Origin of the sequence: Streptomyces fructofermentans (assembly GCF_014651055.1) — a bacterium.
Taxonomy (GTDB): Bacteria; Actinomycetota; Actinomycetes; order Streptomycetales; family Streptomycetaceae; genus Streptomyces; species Streptomyces fructofermentans.
In genome coordinates this window covers 235,324-251,557 of the sequence record NZ_BMWD01000008.1, presented here as the reverse complement: position 1 = coordinate 251,557, position 16,234 = coordinate 235,324, and the positions used below count along the sequence as shown (strand labels likewise).

Below are 16,234 nucleotides of genomic sequence, written 5' to 3'. Positions count from 1 at the left end.
TCAGCCCGCCGCGGCCAGGACCGGCGTGCGGCCGAGGGCCTCGGAGAACTGGTCGAGGACCTGGTTGAGCGCCTCGGCGGCCCCGGGTGCCACGGCGAGGGACCCGTTCTCGCCGACGGTGATGTCCTGGTCGAGGGTGAACCAGCCCTGGACGATGTGCCGGGCGCCCATCGAGCTGAGCACCGGGCGCAGGGCGTAGTCGATGGCGAGCACATGGGCCGTGGTGCCGCCGGTGGCCAGCGGCAGCACGGTCTTGCCGGTCAGGGCGTACTGCGGGAGCAGGTCCAGGAGCGCCTTGAGGACGCCGGAGTAGGCGGCCTTGTAGACGGGGGTGCCGATCACGACGCCGTCGGCGCGGGCGAGGAGCGCGGTGGCCTCGACGATCGCGGGGTGCCTGAAGTCGGCGCCGAGGAGGGCCTCGGCGGGGATCGTACGGACGTCGAGGGGGAGCACCTCGTGGCCCTGCGCGGCCAGCCGGGCGTCCAGGTGGCGCAGCAGTCGGTTGGTTCGGGAGGAGGCTGAGGGGCTGCCGGAGACGGACAGGACGGTGGCCATGGGTCCTCTTTCGGGACGAGGGCGCGCTGCCGCGTGGGAGGCGCCCGGAGCGGGAGGTCAGAAGTGCCGGGCGGGTGCGGGCGGTTCGCCCGGCAGGACCCGGCGCCCCGCCTCGCGCAGCCCGGGTGCGGCCGGGTCGTACGGGGTGCGGGTGCGGACCTCGCGCCGGACGGGGTGGGTGCTCCCGGAGGAGGTGGTCTCGGGGGCGGTGTTCGGGCGGGCCGCTCCGACGGGGTCCTCGGAGGGTTTTTCGGCAGCCACGGGGAACTCCTGTCGCGGAATCTGCGGGCACTGAATTCAGAGCGGGAGGGCATTCATGAATTCGGGCGGCACACACCCGTGAACGGCCCGGGGGCAGTTCACCGATTGCTGAGCGGGAAGGGGTGCGGGCCGCGGTCAGGCCGCGGTGCGACAGGCGGCACTGGAGACACGCGCGAGGTCGACATGGCGTCGCCGCGTGAGGTCCAGTCGCATCGTCATGCGGTCGATCGTGACAGTGACCGGCGCGGACCGTCAAGGAATACCCGATCGGTCTCGTATCCCGGACCGGCGGATTTCACGAGGGCGTGACAGGGAAACCCTTGAACCCGGCCGGGCGGCCCCGGCATTCTTCCGGGGTGCGTACAGAGCAGCTGGAATACCTCACGGCGGTCACCCGGCTCGGCTCACTGCGCCGGGCCGCCGAGGAACTGCGCCTGTCCCAACCCGCGTTGAGCGAGACCGTGCGGAATCTGGAGCGTGAACTCGGGGTCGATCTGCTGGAACGCAAACGCTCGGGCGCCAGAATGAGCGCGGCGGGACGTGAACTGCTGCCGCACATCGTCGGCGTGCTGGAAGCGGTGGACCGGCTGCGGAGTGCCGCGGGCGAGCAGCACCGCGTCAGCCGCATGGTGCGCGTCGGCACGGTGAACGCGGCGACGGTTCCCCTCCTGTTCCCGGCGGTACGGGCGTTCCGCGCGGCCCATCCGGCGACCCAGGTGGAGGTGGTCGGCGCGCGGCAGTCCGAGATCCACGACGCGCTGTCGGAGGGGGCGCTCGACCTGGGGCTGGTGAACCACCTCGACGGCGACGACATGCCGGCCGACTTCGAGAGCACCGAGCTGCTGCGGGGCCGGCCGGTGGTGTGCGTGCGCCCGGGCAGCGTTCTCGCGGCCGGCGCCTCGGTGTCGGTGTCCGATCTGCTCCACGGGCCGGAACCGCTCATCGTGATGCGCTCCGGCTATGTGATGCACCGCTACCTCCACCGGCTGCTGCGGGGCCGCGAACCGGCCTTCTCGTACTCGACCGACGGTGCCGAGATGGGCAAGCTGATGGTCGCCGAGGGGCTGGGCGCGACGGTCCTGCCGGACTTCAGTGTGCTCGGCGACCCGCTGGAGCGGTGCGGGGCGATCACGTACCGGCCGCTCGTCGGCGACGCGGCCGAGGTACTGCTGATGCTGCGGCGCCGCAGGGCGGACGCGGTGCCGCGGGCGGCGGGCGACCTGCACGCGGTCTTCGTCCGCACGGCGCGGGAACTGGGCGGGAGACTCGTCCGGGGCACCTGACGTGTGGCGGCGCCCCCGTCCACAGGGCGCGGCCCGGAGGGTGCGCCGCCGTACGGTGCCGCCGCCTGTTGCTGCCGTACGGTTCCGCCGGTCGACGGCCTGGTGGGTGCGCCGGCACGGAACCGGGGCGGGCGATTCACCGCCGCCCGGCCGACACCCGGCAACCGGCAACCGGCAACCGGCCAGGTGCAGTGCAGCCGTCCGATCGGCAGGACCGGACCGGGCGCCCGCCCGACCCGGCGGTGCCCTCCGCCACGCGGCGCGGCACGAAGGGTGCCCGCCCGATCCAGCCGCCCCGCCCGCCGTCCCCGGCGGGGGGGGCCGCCGAGCGGGCCGGAGTCACCGGTCCGGGCGGCGCGCCCGCGTGGCACGGGCGGACGGAGGCGGGCGTCCGCGACCCGCTGGGTCGGGAGCCGGCCACCCTCCGGAGGCCGCGCACACGTCCGCCCCCGCGACCTCGTGCGGGGGCGGACGGTCGGGCGGGGGGTCAGTCCTCGTCCACCGGAACCACGACCAGGAAGTCGTCCGACGGCAGATCCATCACCACTGTCGCCGGCCGGCCCTCGGTGCGGCACCTGGCCGCGTACTCCTCAGCAGTCCACGATCCGCGCGGCGCTCCCGCGGGAAAACGCTCCAACACCTTCGTGCCCATACCGGCAGACACCTCCACCTTCGGCCTTCGCGGCCGCCGCCACCTGTCGTGGAGTTCGTCTGCCCGCACTTCGGCACGTCATGTCCATGCGCGTCGGAGTCGGTCCGCCGGAGCCCCGGGCGCGCGGTGGCGGTGCCGCGCGCCCGTCGTCGCTCACACGCCGACGGCGTCCTGCGGGACCCGGTCCTGCGACGGCCCGTCCCCGGATCCGCGGCTCAACCGGCCGGGCCACCACGCCCGGGCCCCGAGGTCCACGGCGAGCGCCGGTACGAGCAGGGAGCGGACCACCAGCGTGTCGAGGAGCACGCCGAAGGCGACGATGAAGGCGATCTGCAGCAGGAAGGCGAGCGGGATGACTCCGAGGGCGGCGAAGGTCGCCGCCAGCACCACGCCCGCGGAGGTGATGACCCCGCCCGTGGCGACCAGTCCGCGCAGCACGCCCTGGCGTACTCCGTGGCGCAGCGACTCCTCCCTGACCCGGGACATCAGGAAGATGTTGTAGTCGACGCCCAGGGCCACCAGGAACACGAAGCCGTAGAGGGGCACGGAGGCGTCGGTGCCGCTGAAGCCGAGGACGTGCTCGAAGACGAGTGCCGAGATCCCGAGCGTGGCGAGGAAGTTGAGGGCGACCGTGGCCACCAGGAGCAGCGGCATCAGCAGTGAGCGGAGCAGCCCGATCAGGATGACGAGGATGATGGCGAGGACCACGGGGACGATCAGCGTGCGGTCGTGCTCGGCGGTGCGGCGCGTGTCGTACTGCTGGGCGGTGTAGCCGCCGACGAGGGCGTCGGCGCGGGGTACCGCGTGCACGGCCTCGCGCAGCCCGGCCACGGTGTTCTTGGCCGCGTCGGTGTCCGCGGCGGCCCGCAGGGTGACGTCGATGCGCACCCGGCCGTCGACGACCCGCGGTTCCCCGCCGCCGGGGCGGCCGGACGCGGTGACCGGCGCCGCCGAGGCGACTCCGTCGGTGTCCCGGGCCGCGGCGGTGACCTCAGCCGCCCGGTCCGCGTTCGCGATGATCACGGCGGGGTTGCCGGAACCGCCGGGGAAGTGCCGTCCGAGCGTCTGCTGGGCGGCGACGGAGGGAGCGTCGTTGACGAAGATCTCGTCGAGGGGCACGCCCTTGGCCGTGAGCGCCGGGGAGAAGGCGGCGCAGCCGAGCAGGACGGCCAGGGACAGGGCCCACACCTTGCGCGGCGCGCGGTCCACGAGTGCCGCGACCCGGTGCCAGACCCCCTCGCTGCCGCCACCGGTGCGGCGGGGCTTGGCGGGCCAGTAGGCGGCGCGGCCGAGCAGCAGGAGGACGGCCGGCAGGAAGGTCAGGGAGCTGAGGACCGCGCACACGATGCCGATGGCGCCCACGGGTCCGAGCGCCCTGTTGTTGGTCAGATCGCTGAGCAGCAGGGCGAGCAGTCCCAGCGCCACGGTGCCGGCGCTCGCGACGATCGCGCCCCACGACTGGCGCAGCGCGGCCCGCACGGCCTCGAACCGGTCGGCGCGCACGGCGAGTTCCTCGCGGTAGCGCGCGGTGAGGAGCAGCGCGTAGTCCGTGGCCGCGCCGATCACCAGGATGGAGAGGATGCCCTGGACCTGGCCGTCGACCCGTACGACGTCGTGGTCGGCGAGGACGTAGACGACGGCGCAGGCCAGTCCGAGGGAGAAGACGGCACCGAGGATGATCACGAGGGGCAGCAGCAGGCTGCGGTAGACGAGCAGCAGGATCACGAGCACGGTCACGAGGGCCACGCCGAGCAGCAGTCCGTCGATGCCGGCGAAGGCGTCCGCGAGGTCGGCCTGGCTGGCGGCGGGACCCGCCAGCTGCGCGGTGGAGCCCGCGACCCCGTCGGCCGCGGCCTGGATCCGTTCGAGCGCGACGGGCAGTTCCTCGCCGAGGTCGGGCCGCAGTTGCAGCACTCCCTGGAGCGCCTTGCCGTCCTCCGAGGGCAAGGCCGGTGAGACCCCGCCGACGACGCCGGGGGTGTCCGCGAGGGAGGCGAGGGCCCGGGTGGCCTCGGCCCGGTGGCTCTCCGCGAAGGAGTCGCCGCCGCTGCCGGGGCCGGTCCAGACGACGACCGCGGGCAGGGTCTCGTCCTGCTGGAACGCGCGCTGCTCCGCGACGACCTTGGTGGACTCCGCGCTGCGCGGCAGGAAGGCGGCCTGGTCGTTGGTGGCGACCTCGCCGAGCTTCCCGGCGTAAGGGCCCAGCATGCCGCCGATGCCGAGCCAGGCCACGAGCAGGACGACGGGGATCAGCCAGCGGGCCCGCCGCGGGGTGGTGGACATCGTTCTCCCAGTGCTTCGAAGGTGACAAGGTAACTCGACGAAAAAGAATCTCAATGATTGAGATATATCGAGGCCAGATCGTACTCGACGCCCCCACTTCCGTGGCCGTGCCCCCGCCGGATGCACCGGCGGCGACGGATCAGCGGCCGGGGGAACGCACGGTGGAGAGTTCCTCGTTCATCGCCGTGAGGAAGCGCAGGACCACGGCCAGGTCCTCGTCGGCGAAGTGTGACCGCACCCTGGCCGTCGCCTCCGCGAGCGGCCGGAAGTGCGACCGCGCCGCCGACTTGGCGTCCGGGACGTAGTACAGGTGGACGACGCGCCGGTCGGCGCTCTCCCGCACCCGGCGGACGTGGCCCGCGCGCTCCAGCCGGTCCAGACAGGCCGTCACCGCACCCGAGGTCAGCCCCAGGTGCTCGCGCAGCCGGCCGGGCGTGAGCGGCTCGTCCGCGTCGAGGATCGCGGCGAGCGCCTGGACGTCCGTGGCGTGCAGACCGTGCTCACCGGCGAAGCCGTGGACCAGCCGGTTGATCTCACCGTTCATCCTGCGCAGCTGCACCGCGAACGCCTGGAGGTCCGACGGCGGCGGACCGGAGCCGGCCGGCCGGCCGCCCGGCTGCCGGTCCCGCTCCTGATCGCCCGCCCGGTCGCGCTCGCGACCGTCGGGCTCGTCTCGTCTGGCCACGCGATCAGCCTATAGAAGCCCCCTGCGCGGGGCCGCCCCGCCCGCCGCCCGGGTGCGCCGCCGCGTCCGTGCGGAGGACACGCATCCGGGAACGCCGCCGACGGGGAAGGGATCAATGGAGGCCGAAGAGGCGACACGGCGGAATCGAGCGACGGAGGACGTATGAGCGACGACGCCGGAACCGGCCTGAGGTGCCTGGTGACCGGGGCAACCGGATACATCGGCGGCCGACTGGTACCGGAACTTTTGTCCGAGGGCCACCGCGTGCGGTGCCTGGCCCGCTCCCCCGACCGGCTGCGCGACCACCCGTGGGCCGACCGCGCCGAGGTCGTCCGCGGGGACGTCACGGACGCCGACTCGGTGCGCGAGGCCATGCGCGGCATGGACGTCGCGTACTACCTGGTGCACGCCATGGGCACCGGCGGGGACTTCGAGCGGACCGACCGCGAGGCGGCCCGCATCTTCGGCGAGCAGGCCCGTGCCGCCGGGGTGCGGCGCATCGTCTACCTGGGCGGACTGACCCCCGCGGGAGTCCCGGCGCGCGAGCTGTCCCCCCATCTGCGCTCCCGCGCGGAGGTGGGCCGGATCCTCCTGGAGTCGGGCGTGCCCACCACCGTCCTGCGCGCCGCGGTGATCATCGGATCGGGTTCGGCGTCCTTCGAGATGCTGCGCTATCTGACCGAACGGCTGCCGGTGATGGTCACACCGAGCTGGGTGCACACCCGCATCCAGCCGATCGGCGTCCGGGACGTCCTGCGCTACCTCGTCGGGAGCGCCCGGATGCCCGACGACGTCTCGCGGGCCTTCGACATCGGCGGGCCGGACGTGCTGACGTACCGCGAGATGATGCGCCGGTACGCCTCGATCGCCGGTCTGCCGCCGCGGCTGATCGTGTCCGTGCCCGTCCTGACCCCGCGGCTCTCCAGCCACTGGGTCGGGCTCGTCACACCGGTCCCGCGCTCGATCGCGCGGCCGCTCACCGAGTCGCTGCGCCACGAGGTCGTGTGCCACGAGCACGACATCGCACGGTACGTCCCCGACCCGCCCGGGCGGCCGATCGGCCTGGACGAGGCCGTCGAACTGGCTCTGCAGCGCGTGCAGGACGCCCAGGTCGTGACCCGCTGGTCCTCGGCCTCCGTGTCCGGCGCGCCGAGCGACCCCCTGCCCACCGACCCCGACTGGGCGGGCGGCAGCCTCTACACCGACCACCGCGAACTCGCGGTCGACGCCTCGCAGAAGGCGCTGTGGCGCGTGGTCGAGGGCATCGGCGGCGACAACGGCTGGTACTCGTTCCCGCTCGCCTGGGCGGTCCGCGGCTGGCTCGACCGCCTGGTGGGAGGCGTCGGCCTGCGGCGCGGGCGCCGCGACGCGGCCCGGCTGCGGGTGGGCGACTCGCTCGACTTCTGGCGCGTCGAGGAGATCGAGCCGGGACACCTGCTGCGGCTGCGCGCCGAGATGCGGCTGCCGGGCCTGGCCTGGCTGGAGATGTACGCCGAGACCGACGACCGGGGCCGGACCCGGTACCGGCAGCGGGCCCTGTTCCATCCGCGCGGGCTCCTCGGGCACGCGTACTGGTGGAGCGTCTCGCCGTTCCACGCACTCGTCTTCGGCGGCATGGCCCGCAACATCGCCAAGGCCGCCGCGCAGCCGGTGCCCGCCGGGCCGCGGGAGCACACGCCGGCCCGGTGACCCCCGCATCCGTTCGCCCCCGCCGGCCGGAACCACTAGGTCGCCCCGCCCGCCGTCCCTCCCCCGGAGCCCCTCCATGAACGTCTCCGTCGTCCTGTTCACCTCGGACCTGCGCCTGCACGACCAACCGGCGCTGCGGGCGGCGCTGGACCGCTCGGACGAGGTCGTGCCGCTCTTCGTGCGGGACCCGGCCGTCGACGGCGCCGGCTTCGCCGCGCCCAACCGCCTGGCGTTCCTCGCCGACTGCCTGACCGATCTCGACGCGGGACTGCGGGAGCGCGGCGGCCGACTGGTCGTGCGGTCGGGGGAGACGGTCGGAGAGGTCGGCAAGGTCGTCGCCGAGACCGACGCCCTCGACGTGCACATGTCCGCCGGGGTCAGCGGCTTCGCTCGGCGCCGGGAGGAGCGGCTGCGCACCGCCCTGGAGTCCTCGGGAACACGCCTCCACCTGCACGACACGGTGATCACCGCGGTCGCCCCGGGCGCCGTCACCCCGGCCTCCTCCGACCACTTCGCGGTCTTCACCCCGTACTTCCGCCGCTGGTCGGAGCAGCACCTGCGGGACGGTCTCGGCGCACCCCGGGCGGTGCGGGTGCCGGAGGGCGTCGGCTCCGAGGCGCCGCCCTCCCGCGCGGACGTCTCCGGGGTGTCCGCCGGGCTGGCCGACGGCGGTGAGACCGAGGCCAGGCGGCGGTTCACCGCCTGGCTCCGCGGCGGGATCGACGCGTACGGCGACCGGCACGACGACCTGCCGGGCGACGCGACCTCACGGCTCTCCCCCCATCTGCACTTCGGCACCCTGTCCCCGGTGGAGCTCGTGCACCGGTCACGTCGGGCCGGGGGCTCCGGCGCGGAGGCGTTCGTACGGCAGCTCGCCTGGCGCGACTTCCACCACCAGGTCCTGGCCGCGCGGCCCGCCGCGTCGAGCGCCGACTACCGCACCCGGCACGACCACTGGCGGTCGGGGCCCGGGGCCGAGGAGGAGATCGAGGCCTGGAAGGCGGGACGCACCGGATATCCAGTGGTCGACGCGGCGATGCGGCAGCTCCTGCACGAGGGCTGGATGCACAACCGCGGACGCCTGCTCACCGCGAGCTTCCTGACCAAGACGCTGTACGTGGACTGGCGGGTCGGCGCCCGCCACTTCCTGGACCTGCTGGTGGACGGCGACATCGCCAACAACCAGCTCAACTGGCAGTGGATGGCCGGAACGGGCACGGACACCCGGCCCAATCGGGTCCTGAACCCCGTCGCGCAGGCGAAGCGGTACGACCCTGACGGCGCGTACGTGCGGCGGTGGGTGCCCGAACTCGCCGGTCTCGACGGCGGCGCCGTGCACGAACCGTGGAAGCTCCAGGGCCTCGACCGGGCGGCCTTCGACTACCCGGAGCCCGTCGTCGACCTCTCCGAGGGACTGGCCCGTTTCAAGCACGCGCGCGGTCGCGACTGAGGGACGCGGCATCGTTCCGGCGCCGGCCACCAGCACGGCCCACCGGTCCGCGGGCGCCCGGAACGCGCGGGGCCCGTCGGCCGCGGGCGCAGGATCGCAGCCCGTCGCCGGCCGCGGACGCCGGCGCCGGACCCGTGCCGATCCCGGACCCGTGCCGACACCGGGCCCCACACCCGCCCCGGATCAGGCCTTCGACCCCGGGTCAGCCCTCCGGCCGCGCCTCGCCCGGTTCGTAGGCGCCGACGAGCGAGTCCAGCGCCTCGCTCAGTCCCGAGGGCCGCAGCATCCCCTGGACGGGATGCCCGGCCCAGCCGGGCCCGCCGAGCACCACGACCGGATGCCTGCGGGCGCCCTTCACCCCCCAGCGCGTGGCCGCGACATGGCGGGCCAGCGCGAGGCTCGCCGTGGAACGCGCCTGCGCCCACAGCACGACGGCGACCGGGCCCAGCCGCCGCACGGCCTCGGTCAGCGCCTCGGCGGGCACGGCGGCCCCGAACATCCGGGTGGGCAGGCCGCGTTCGGCGAGACCCGCGTTGAGCGCCTCCAGTGGGAGGCTGTGCTGCTCACCGGGCACGCACGCCAGGAGGACCGGAGCCGCCGATCCGGCGCCGGTCGCGACCTCGGCGATCGGGGTGACCCGGCGCAGCGCGGTGGAGATGTGCCAGGACAGCAGGTGCTCGACCTCCACGTACTGGTCGCCCGAGGTCTCCCACTTGCGGCCGACGGCGTGCAGGGTCGGTACGAGCACCTCCTCCCAGGTCGCGACCAGGCCGTGGCGTGCGACGAGGGTGGCGAGCCTGCTCTCCACGGCGGGGGCGTCCAGTCGGACCGCGGCCCGCGAGAGCCCCCTGCACTCCTGGCGGACGTTCCCCGGCCGCAGCACCCCGCCGGGACCCCTTCGGGCGGGAGCGGACCGGTCGTCGGCGGACGGCCGCGGGCCCGCGCCCTGCTTGGCCGCGGCGGCCGCCTCGGCGGGCGGCACCCCGGCGGAGGTGAGCCGGCACATCTCCTCGAGCATCGCCACGTCGCGCGGTGTCCAGCGGCGGTGGCGGCCGTCACCGCGGACGGCGGGCCCCACTCCGTATCTCCGGTCCCAGGAGCGCAGCGTCGTGGGCGACACCCCGAGGCGGCGCGCCAGCGCGCCCGTGGTGACCGCGGTCTCCGGGGGCTCCTCGGCACCCGGCTCCGCCCGTAAGGACCCGTGTCCGCCCGGCTCCGGCGCTTCGAGTTCGTCCACGGGCCGACTATACGACGCAGAAACGATGCGAGTTGCCGGAGTTGTGGAGTGGTTCACACGATAGGGGACGCCGGAGCGCGCCGCAGGAAAGTGGCCGGCGGGCGACGGTCCCGGGACCGCCCGTGCGCACCGGGCCGGATCGCGCCCCACCCGAGGAGCCGTGGCCATGACCACCCGTCCGACCACCGAGCAGGACGAGGCGCGCACCCCGCTGTGGGCGCCGGTGGAGACGACGCTCGCCGACGCGGACCTGGCCCGCGGCTTCGTGGCGGGCGACGAGGCCTGCCTCGCCGCCGCGTACGACCGCTGGGGCGCCCTCGTGCACACGCTCGCGAGCCGCTCCCTGGGCGACACCCGGGAGGCGGAGGACGTCACCCAGCAGGTGTTCCTGGCCGCCTGGCGGGGCCGGGAGGGGTACCGGCCCGAGCGCGGGGCGCTCGCCGGCTGGCTCGTCGGCATCGGCCGCCGCAAGATCGCCGACGCGCTCAGCGCGCGCACCCGCCGGACGGACCTGATCACGGCGGCGGGCTCGTCCCTCACGGCCCGGGGCGGCGGCGAGGAGCAGCCCGAGGCGGTCCTCGACCGGGTACTGGTCCGGCACGAGCTGGCCAAACTGCCACCTCCGCAGCAACGGGTGCTGCGCCTCGCCTTCTACGAGGACCTGACCCAGACCCAGATCGCGCAGCGCACCGGCTGGCCGCTGGGCACCGTGAAGAGCCATGCCCGGCGCGGCCTGCACCAGCTGCGCCGCTGCCTGTGGACGGAGGCGGGCCCGCGGGTGGGCGTCGGCTGACTCCTGCGGGTGGCAGCCCTCCGGACTCCTCCCGGACCCGGACCACCTGGCCCCGCAGGCGGCCTCCCCTGGACCTGCGGGGCCGATGCCCGCCGAATCCCGCCGAATCCCGCCGAATCCCGCGAGGAACGTACGCGTCGTACGCGGCGCCGGTGTACGGGAGGCCTGTGTACGGGAGGCCGGTGCACGGGGCGCCGGTGCACGGGGACGCGGACGTACGCGGCGGTCCGAGCACGCGTCGGCACTGCGGACACGTCGGCCTGCCCGTCCGTCGGGCCGGGCTCATCCGGCGGCCGGAGGGACCTGTCGGCCGGGACGTCCGGCGGCCGATGGCATCCGTCGGCCGGAGGCATTCGGCCCGCGGTGCATCCGTCCGCCGGAGGCATTCGGCCGACGGTGCATCCGTCCGCCGTGCCCGGACGGAACCACAGACGCAAGCGGCACGGCGTTCCGGGCCCCTGCCGGCAGGGGCCCGGATCCCGCTCCCTGTCGGGCCCGACCCACCGCCCTCGCGCGGTGGGGGGCGCCCGCGCCGACCCGGCGGCGACGCCGTTCCGGCACTACTTCCCCCACGGGCCAATCCGTTGCCGCACCGGCTCCGGATCACTTCCGTACCGCTCGTTCTTCCTGGAGGACCGCCCCCGTGAAAGAAGCCGTGGACATCGGCAGAAACCCGTCCGCAGAGCCGGATCTGCAGGACCTGATGGGCAGTGTCGCGCGCGGTGACCAGCAGGCGTTCGCCTCGCTGTACGACGCCGTGTCGGGCCCGGTCCTGGGCATCGTGCGCCGGGTGCTCCGTGACCAGGCGCAGTCGGAGGAGGTCGCCCAGGAGGTGCTGGTCGAGGTCTGGCGGACCGCGGCCCGCTACCGGAGCGACCGGGGGACGGTGATCAACTGGGTCCTGACCCTGGCCCACCAGCGGGCCGTGGACCGGGTCCGCTCGGTCGAGGCGTCCACCGCCCGCGAGCACCGGGCGGCGCTCCTGGAGCGCACACCCGAGTACGACGAGGTCATCGAGCAGGTCGAGGCACGCCTGGAGCGCGAGCAGGTGCGGCGCTGCATGCGCACCCTGACGGAACTGCAGCGCCAGTCCGTGACGCTCGCCTACTACCGGGGGCTCACCTACCGCGAGGTCGCGGAGCTGCTGGCGCTGCCGCTGGGCACGGTCAAGACCCGGTTGCGGGACGGGCTCATCCGCCTGCGCGACTGCCTGGGGGTGACCGCGTGACCACCGTCGACCTGCACACGCTGACCGGCGCGTACGCCCTGCACGCACTCTCCGACGAGGAGCGCGAGGCGTTCGAACGGCACGCCGCCGACTGTGCGGCCTGCGCCCAGGAGGCCGCTGAGCTGTCGGCCACCGCCGCACGCCTGGGGCTCGCCGTCCACGAGGCACCCCGTCCGGCACTCAAGGTCGAGGTGATGAACCGGATCGGCTCGGTCCGGCAGGAGGCCCCGCGCACGGACCCGGCCACCCGCACCCCTCGGTCCGGTGCCCGCACGCGCCGCCTGTCCCGGTGGGCGCTGGCGGCCTGTCTCGCCGCGGCCGCGGGACTCGGCGGCACCGCGGTGTGGCAGCACGACCGCGCCCAGGACGCCCAGGAGCAGGCGCGCCGGGCGGAGCAGCGCACGGACGAGCTGGCCTCGGTGCTGGCCGCGCCCGACGCGAGGAGCCGCACCGCGAAGCTGGCGGACGGGGCCATCGGCACGGTCGTCGTGTCGGAGAGTCGTGACGAGGCCGTGTTCATCGCCTCCGGGATGCAGCGGCCGCCCGGTGGCAAGGTCTACCAGCTCTGGTTCGACGACCGGGGAACGATGCGGTCCGCCGGGCTGATGGACCCCGGCCGCACGACCGAGGCGGTGCTCATGGACGGGCCCGTCGACGGCGCCACCGGCATGGGCGTGACCGTCGAACCCGCCGGCGGCTCCGCCGAGCCGACCTCCGACCCCGTGGCCGTCGTGGAGTTCCCGGCCTGACCGTCCCTCCCCCGTCCGGCGGCTCGGGCGGGACGGTCCTCCGAGTGTCGCCCGCCGGCCCCCTCCCGGCGGGCGCCACGTCTGTACCGGCCCGGCCCGGCTTCCCGCCCCGGGAGCCACCGGCTCGTCGGCCCCCGCTGCCCCGGCCGCGGCGCGGTCGGCTTCCCGGCTTCTCGCCGCCGTCGGCTTCTCGGCCCATCGGCTTCCCGGCCCATCGGCTTCCCGGCTGCGGCGCCGACCGGTCCCGTACTCCGAGGGCCGCGCGGTCAGTACGTGTCCTCGGGGGGCCGCTCGCCCCTCCGGAACCGGCGGGCCTCCCGGCACCCACCCGGCGCCGGTGAGCCCGCCACCGCCGGGTGGGTGCCGTGCCTGCCCGGGGCCCGCGGCCCACTCCCCGCCCTTGCGGCGAGGGGCGAGCGGCGGACGGCGGACGGCGGACGGCGAGGGAGGCAGCCCGCTCCCGTCACCGACGCGGCGGCCCCGTGGCCCCTTGTCCCCGCCTCGGAGGCCGGGGCAGGAATCCGCTGGTCCGCGCGGCGTACTCGGCGAAGCCCGGGCGGCCGGACATGTGCCGTTCCAGCATGGGCTTCCCACTGCCGTTGACCAGCAGGTAGCTCATCACCAGCGGCGACACCGCGCCGACGGCGGCCGACGCGCCGGACTCGCACGCGATCAGGAACAGTCCCCACCAGACGCAGAAGTCCCCGAAGTAGTTGGGGTGCCGGGTCCAGCTCCACAGACCGCGGTCCATGACACGGCCCCGGTTGGCGGGATCGGCCTTGAACCGGGCCAGTTGCGCGTCGCCGACGCCCTCGAAGAACAGGCCGACCGCCCACAGCGCGGTTCCGGCCCACGCGAGGCCCGACAGCGGCGCCGCGACGTACTGCGCGGCCTGCACCGGCAGCGACACCAGCCACACCAGGCCGCCCTGGAGGAGGTAGACCATGCGCAGCGCGTAGGCGTCGCGGCTGCCGGGAGCCTTGGCCAGGAGCGCCTCGTACCGCGGGTCCTCGCCGTGGCCGCGCCCCCGCCACGCGATGTGCGCGGCGAGCCGCAGGCCCCACACCGAGGTGAGCACCGTGACCAGGACGCGCCGACCGTCGTCGCCCTCCCCCGCGGACGCCGCGAAGGTCACCAGGGCCACGGCGGTGAACCCGATCCCCCAGGCGACGTCCACGACGCGGTGGACCCCCTTGCGGACGGCGACCGCGAAGGTGAGCAGCATGACCGCGAGGGCCGCCACCGCCGCGAGGCCGAGGTTCTGGGCGAACGCGCCCCACGGGAATCCGGTCACCGGTCCCCCCCAGCCTCGGCGCCGGCAGGCTCGGTGGACCGGCGGACGGCACCCGGTCGCCACGTTCCGTCGCCACTCATCGCGTCGGCTCCCCCTTCGTGAACAGGTACTGCTGGACGTCCAGGTAACCGGACCGGAACCCGGCCTCGGAGTAGGCGAGGTAGAAGGTCCACATCCGGCGGAAGGTCTCGTCGAAGCCGAGTGCCTCGACGTCGTCCGCGCGTTCGGTGAAGCGTTCGCGCCACAGCCGCAGGGTCTCGGCGTAGTGGGCGCCGAGGGCGTCCCGGCGGGTCGTGCTCAGGGCGGTGTGCTCGCTGGTGAGCCGGTCCACGGCCTCCACGGAGGGCAGCCGGCCGCCCGGGAAGATGTACTTCTGGATCCAGGTGTACGTGCCGCGGCTGGCCAGCATGCGGTCGTGCGGCATGGTGATGGCCTGCAGGGCCACGCGTCCGCCCGGCGCGAGGCGCGCGTCGAGCGTGGCGAAGTAGACCGGCCAGAACTCCTCGCCCACGGCCTCGACCATCTCGACGCTCACGATCGCGTCGTACGTGCCCACGGCCTCGCGGTAGTCGCGCAGTTCGATGGAGACCCGGTCGGCCAGCCCCGCCCCGCGGACGCGTTCGAGGGCGAGGTCGCGCTGTTCGCGGGAGAGGGTGAGTGAGTTGACGTGGGCGCCGCGGGCGGCGGCCCGTATCGCCAACTCGCCCCAGCCGGTGCCGATTTCCAGCAGGCGCGTGCCCTCGCCCACTTCCGCGAGGTCCAGCAGGCGGTCGATCTTGCGGTGCTGGGCGGCCGCCAGCAGCTCCTGGTCGGCGGGGAATCCGCGGAAGTGGGCCGCCGAGTAGGTGAGCGTCTCGTCGAGGAAGACGGCGAACAGCTCGTTGGACAGGTCGTAGTGGCGGCTGATGTTGCCGCGGGCGCCGCTGGGTGTGTTGCGCTGGGACTCCGGTTGCCGCAGGGCCCACAGTCCGCGCAGCCGCTGGAGGGGCGCGGGCACCAGGTCCGCGAGGTTCCCCGCGAGGACCGTGAGGGCTCCGACCAGGTCGGGGGCGTCCCAGTCGCCCGCCATGTAGGACTCGCCGAAGCCGACGAGCCCGTGGGCGCCGACCCGTTCGTGGAACGCCCCGGTGTCGTGGATCTCGATCAGCGGGCCGCCGGTGCCGGCGTGGGTCCCGTCGGGGAACCGGACCCGCAGCGGCAGGCGCTCCAGTGCCCTGCGCACCACGACACTGGTGGCGGCGGTCCGGAGGCGGGAGGCGCCCGGCCGCGCCGCGACGTCCGGCCAGCGTTCCTCGTCCACCTGGTGCGGGACCCGCTGCGCGGCGGCGGAGCGGGGCTCGGCTGTTCTCATCTCTCGTTCTCCTGGGGTCGGTTGCCGGGGCGGGGCTGGACGGGCAGTCCCCGCAGGTACAGACGGATGCCGTGCAGCCGGATGGCTGCCGAGACGGCGAGGGTGGACCAGGGGTGGCGCAGGGCCTCGCGCAGCAGGCTTCGCGGGTTCGCGTCGCGGCGGATGCCGCGGACGGTCGCGGTGAAGGGCCGCCCGTCCGCCCGTTCCAGCCGCACCGCGAGGTCGAGCCGGCCGTCGGGGGCCGGCAGCCTCATGCGGTACGCCCCGTCGACCGGGAAGAACGGCGAGACGTAGAACTCCTTCCCGGTGCGGGCGACTCCGCGCGCGTCGGGCCGGAGCAGGTAGGCGTGCCGCTCCCCGTAGGTGTTGTGCACCTCGGCGACGACGCAGACCTGTTCGCCGTCGGGCGTGTGGCACCAGTAGAGGGTGAGCGGGTTGAAGACGTGGCCGAGGACCCGGGCGTGGGTGAGCATCACGACCGGCCCGCCCGCGAGGTCGACACCCCGGGCGGCGAGGAAGCGGTCGAGTCCCGCGCGGATGGACGGCTGGTCGCCGTCGAAGTGGTCGCGGGGGTCGAAGCGGGCCAACGGGCGTATTGCCCGCGGAAGTTCGGGTGGGCGTTCCGGGTCGATCAACCACATGTACGTGCGGTGGCGCAGCGCGTACCGGGTGGGCCGGGTGCGGACGTGCGCGACGACGCAGGGATAGAGCGCGGGAGTGCGGA

General features: G+C 74.6%; 16 protein-coding genes. 6 read left to right on the top strand and 10 right to left on the bottom strand.

The features are described from left to right. The 3 genes from ssuE to IE265_RS39285 all read right to left on the bottom strand — a co-directional run bounded on the left by ssuE (position 1) and on the right by IE265_RS39285 (position 1,029). On the bottom strand, positions 1-555 hold the full coding sequence (gene ssuE, locus IE265_RS14330; protein ID WP_190035899.1) for an NADPH-dependent FMN reductase: 555 nt from the start codon (positions 553-555) through the stop codon (positions 1-3). Positions 556-612: 57 nt separating this feature from the next. Then, positions 613-816, bottom strand: a complete 204-nt coding sequence (locus IE265_RS14325) for a hypothetical protein (protein WP_190035898.1) — start codon at positions 814-816, stop codon at positions 613-615. Positions 817-951: 135 nt separating this feature from the next. Next, positions 952-1,029: a putative leader peptide gene (locus IE265_RS39285; protein WP_369123903.1), complete on the bottom strand. Its 78-nt coding sequence runs from the start codon at positions 1,027-1,029 to the stop codon at positions 952-954. Between the two features lie 143 nt (positions 1,030-1,172). Here IE265_RS39285 and IE265_RS14320 point away from each other — a divergent pair, with 143 nt between their 5' ends. Beyond that, positions 1,173-2,099, top strand: coding sequence for a LysR family transcriptional regulator (locus tag IE265_RS14320; RefSeq protein ID WP_190035897.1), 927 nt, complete (start codon positions 1,173-1,175; stop codon positions 2,097-2,099). 487 nt (positions 2,100-2,586) lie between these two features. Here IE265_RS14320 and IE265_RS14315 read toward each other — a convergent pair whose 3' ends face one another. The 3 genes from IE265_RS14315 to IE265_RS14305 all read right to left on the bottom strand — a co-directional run bounded on the left by IE265_RS14315 (position 2,587) and on the right by IE265_RS14305 (position 5,719). Then, positions 2,587-2,751 carry a DUF8839 family protein gene (locus IE265_RS14315; protein ID WP_190035896.1) on the bottom strand — a complete coding sequence of 55 codons (165 nt, stop codon included), beginning with the start codon at positions 2,749-2,751 and terminating at the stop codon, positions 2,587-2,589. Between the two features lie 153 nt (positions 2,752-2,904). Further along, the gene (locus tag IE265_RS14310) at positions 2,905-5,034 is read right to left on the bottom strand and encodes an MMPL family transporter (protein ID WP_190035895.1); all 2,130 of its coding nucleotides are present in this window, start codon (positions 5,032-5,034) and stop codon (positions 2,905-2,907) included. Between the two features lie 139 nt (positions 5,035-5,173). Continuing rightward, positions 5,174-5,719: a MarR family winged helix-turn-helix transcriptional regulator gene (locus IE265_RS14305; RefSeq protein WP_229916181.1), complete on the bottom strand. Its 546-nt coding sequence runs from the start codon at positions 5,717-5,719 to the stop codon at positions 5,174-5,176. 162 nt (positions 5,720-5,881) lie between these two features. Here IE265_RS14305 and IE265_RS14300 point away from each other — a divergent pair, with 162 nt between their 5' ends. Together IE265_RS14300 and IE265_RS14295 are read left to right on the top strand one after the other, a co-directional pair. Beyond that, positions 5,882-7,408 carry an SDR family oxidoreductase gene (locus IE265_RS14300; protein ID WP_190035894.1) on the top strand — a complete coding sequence of 509 codons (1,527 nt, stop codon included), beginning with the start codon at positions 5,882-5,884 and terminating at the stop codon, positions 7,406-7,408. 76 nt (positions 7,409-7,484) lie between these two features. Then, positions 7,485-8,858: a cryptochrome/photolyase family protein gene (locus IE265_RS14295; RefSeq protein ID WP_190035893.1), complete on the top strand. Its 1,374-nt coding sequence runs from the start codon at positions 7,485-7,487 to the stop codon at positions 8,856-8,858. Positions 8,859-9,060: 202 nt separating this feature from the next. On the opposite strand, the gene IE265_RS14290 is transcribed toward IE265_RS14295, so the two are convergent. Then, positions 9,061-10,095, bottom strand: coding sequence for a MerR family transcriptional regulator (locus tag IE265_RS14290; RefSeq protein ID WP_373302951.1), 1,035 nt, complete (start codon positions 10,093-10,095; stop codon positions 9,061-9,063). Between the two features lie 166 nt (positions 10,096-10,261). Here IE265_RS14290 and IE265_RS14285 point away from each other — a divergent pair, with 166 nt between their 5' ends. From IE265_RS14285 to IE265_RS14275, 3 genes are all read left to right on the top strand, one after another. Further along, positions 10,262-10,888, top strand: a complete 627-nt coding sequence (locus IE265_RS14285) for a sigma-70 family RNA polymerase sigma factor (RefSeq protein WP_190035891.1) — start codon at positions 10,262-10,264, stop codon at positions 10,886-10,888. A 643-nt stretch (positions 10,889-11,531) separates the two neighbouring features. Beyond that, positions 11,532-12,116: a sigma-70 family RNA polymerase sigma factor gene (locus tag IE265_RS14280; protein WP_190035890.1), complete on the top strand. Its 585-nt coding sequence runs from the start codon at positions 11,532-11,534 to the stop codon at positions 12,114-12,116. Further along, positions 12,113-12,865 (top strand): anti-sigma factor, encoded by a 753-nt coding sequence (locus IE265_RS14275; RefSeq protein WP_190035889.1) that lies wholly within the window; start codon positions 12,113-12,115, stop codon positions 12,863-12,865. Before IE265_RS14280 ends, IE265_RS14275 begins: the two co-directional genes overlap by 4 nt. Positions 12,866-13,328: 463 nt before the next feature. Here IE265_RS14275 and IE265_RS14270 read toward each other — a convergent pair whose 3' ends face one another. The 3 genes from IE265_RS14270 to IE265_RS14260 all read right to left on the bottom strand — a co-directional run bounded on the left by IE265_RS14270 (position 13,329) and on the right by IE265_RS14260 (position 16,169). Beyond that, positions 13,329-14,159 carry a DUF1295 domain-containing protein gene (locus IE265_RS14270; RefSeq protein WP_190035888.1) on the bottom strand — a complete coding sequence of 277 codons (831 nt, stop codon included), beginning with the start codon at positions 14,157-14,159 and terminating at the stop codon, positions 13,329-13,331. 76 nt (positions 14,160-14,235) lie between these two features. Beyond that, positions 14,236-15,510 carry an SAM-dependent methyltransferase gene (locus tag IE265_RS14265; protein ID WP_190035887.1) on the bottom strand — a complete coding sequence of 425 codons (1,275 nt, stop codon included), beginning with the start codon at positions 15,508-15,510 and terminating at the stop codon, positions 14,236-14,238. Beyond that, positions 15,507-16,169, bottom strand: coding sequence for a DUF1365 domain-containing protein (locus IE265_RS14260; protein WP_229916194.1), 663 nt, complete (start codon positions 16,167-16,169; stop codon positions 15,507-15,509). Before IE265_RS14260 ends, IE265_RS14265 begins: the two co-directional genes overlap by 4 nt. Positions 16,170-16,234 lie beyond the last annotated feature (65 nt).

Bases quoted from the DNA above. Each gene is read 5' to 3' on its own strand.
- ssuE (WP_190035899.1), bottom strand. From the start codon at position 555: ATGGCCACCGTCCTGTCCGTCTCCGGCAGCCCCTCAGCCTCCTCCCGA.
- IE265_RS39285 (WP_369123903.1), bottom strand. From the start codon at position 1,029: ATGCGACTGGACCTCACGCGGCGACGCCATGTCGACCTCGCGCGTGTC.
- IE265_RS14315 (WP_190035896.1), bottom strand. From the start codon at position 2,751: ATGGGCACGAAGGTGTTGGAGCGTTTTCCCGCGGGAGCGCCGCGCGGA.
- IE265_RS14310 (WP_190035895.1), bottom strand. From the start codon at position 5,034: ATGTCCACCACCCCGCGGCGGGCCCGCTGGCTGATCCCCGTCGTCCTG.
- IE265_RS14300 (WP_190035894.1), top strand. From the start codon at position 5,882: ATGAGCGACGACGCCGGAACCGGCCTGAGGTGCCTGGTGACCGGGGCA.
- IE265_RS14295 (WP_190035893.1), top strand. From the start codon at position 7,485: ATGAACGTCTCCGTCGTCCTGTTCACCTCGGACCTGCGCCTGCACGAC.
- IE265_RS14285 (WP_190035891.1), top strand. From the start codon at position 10,262: ATGACCACCCGTCCGACCACCGAGCAGGACGAGGCGCGCACCCCGCTG.
- IE265_RS14265 (WP_190035887.1), bottom strand. From the start codon at position 15,510: ATGAGAACAGCCGAGCCCCGCTCCGCCGCCGCGCAGCGGGTCCCGCAC.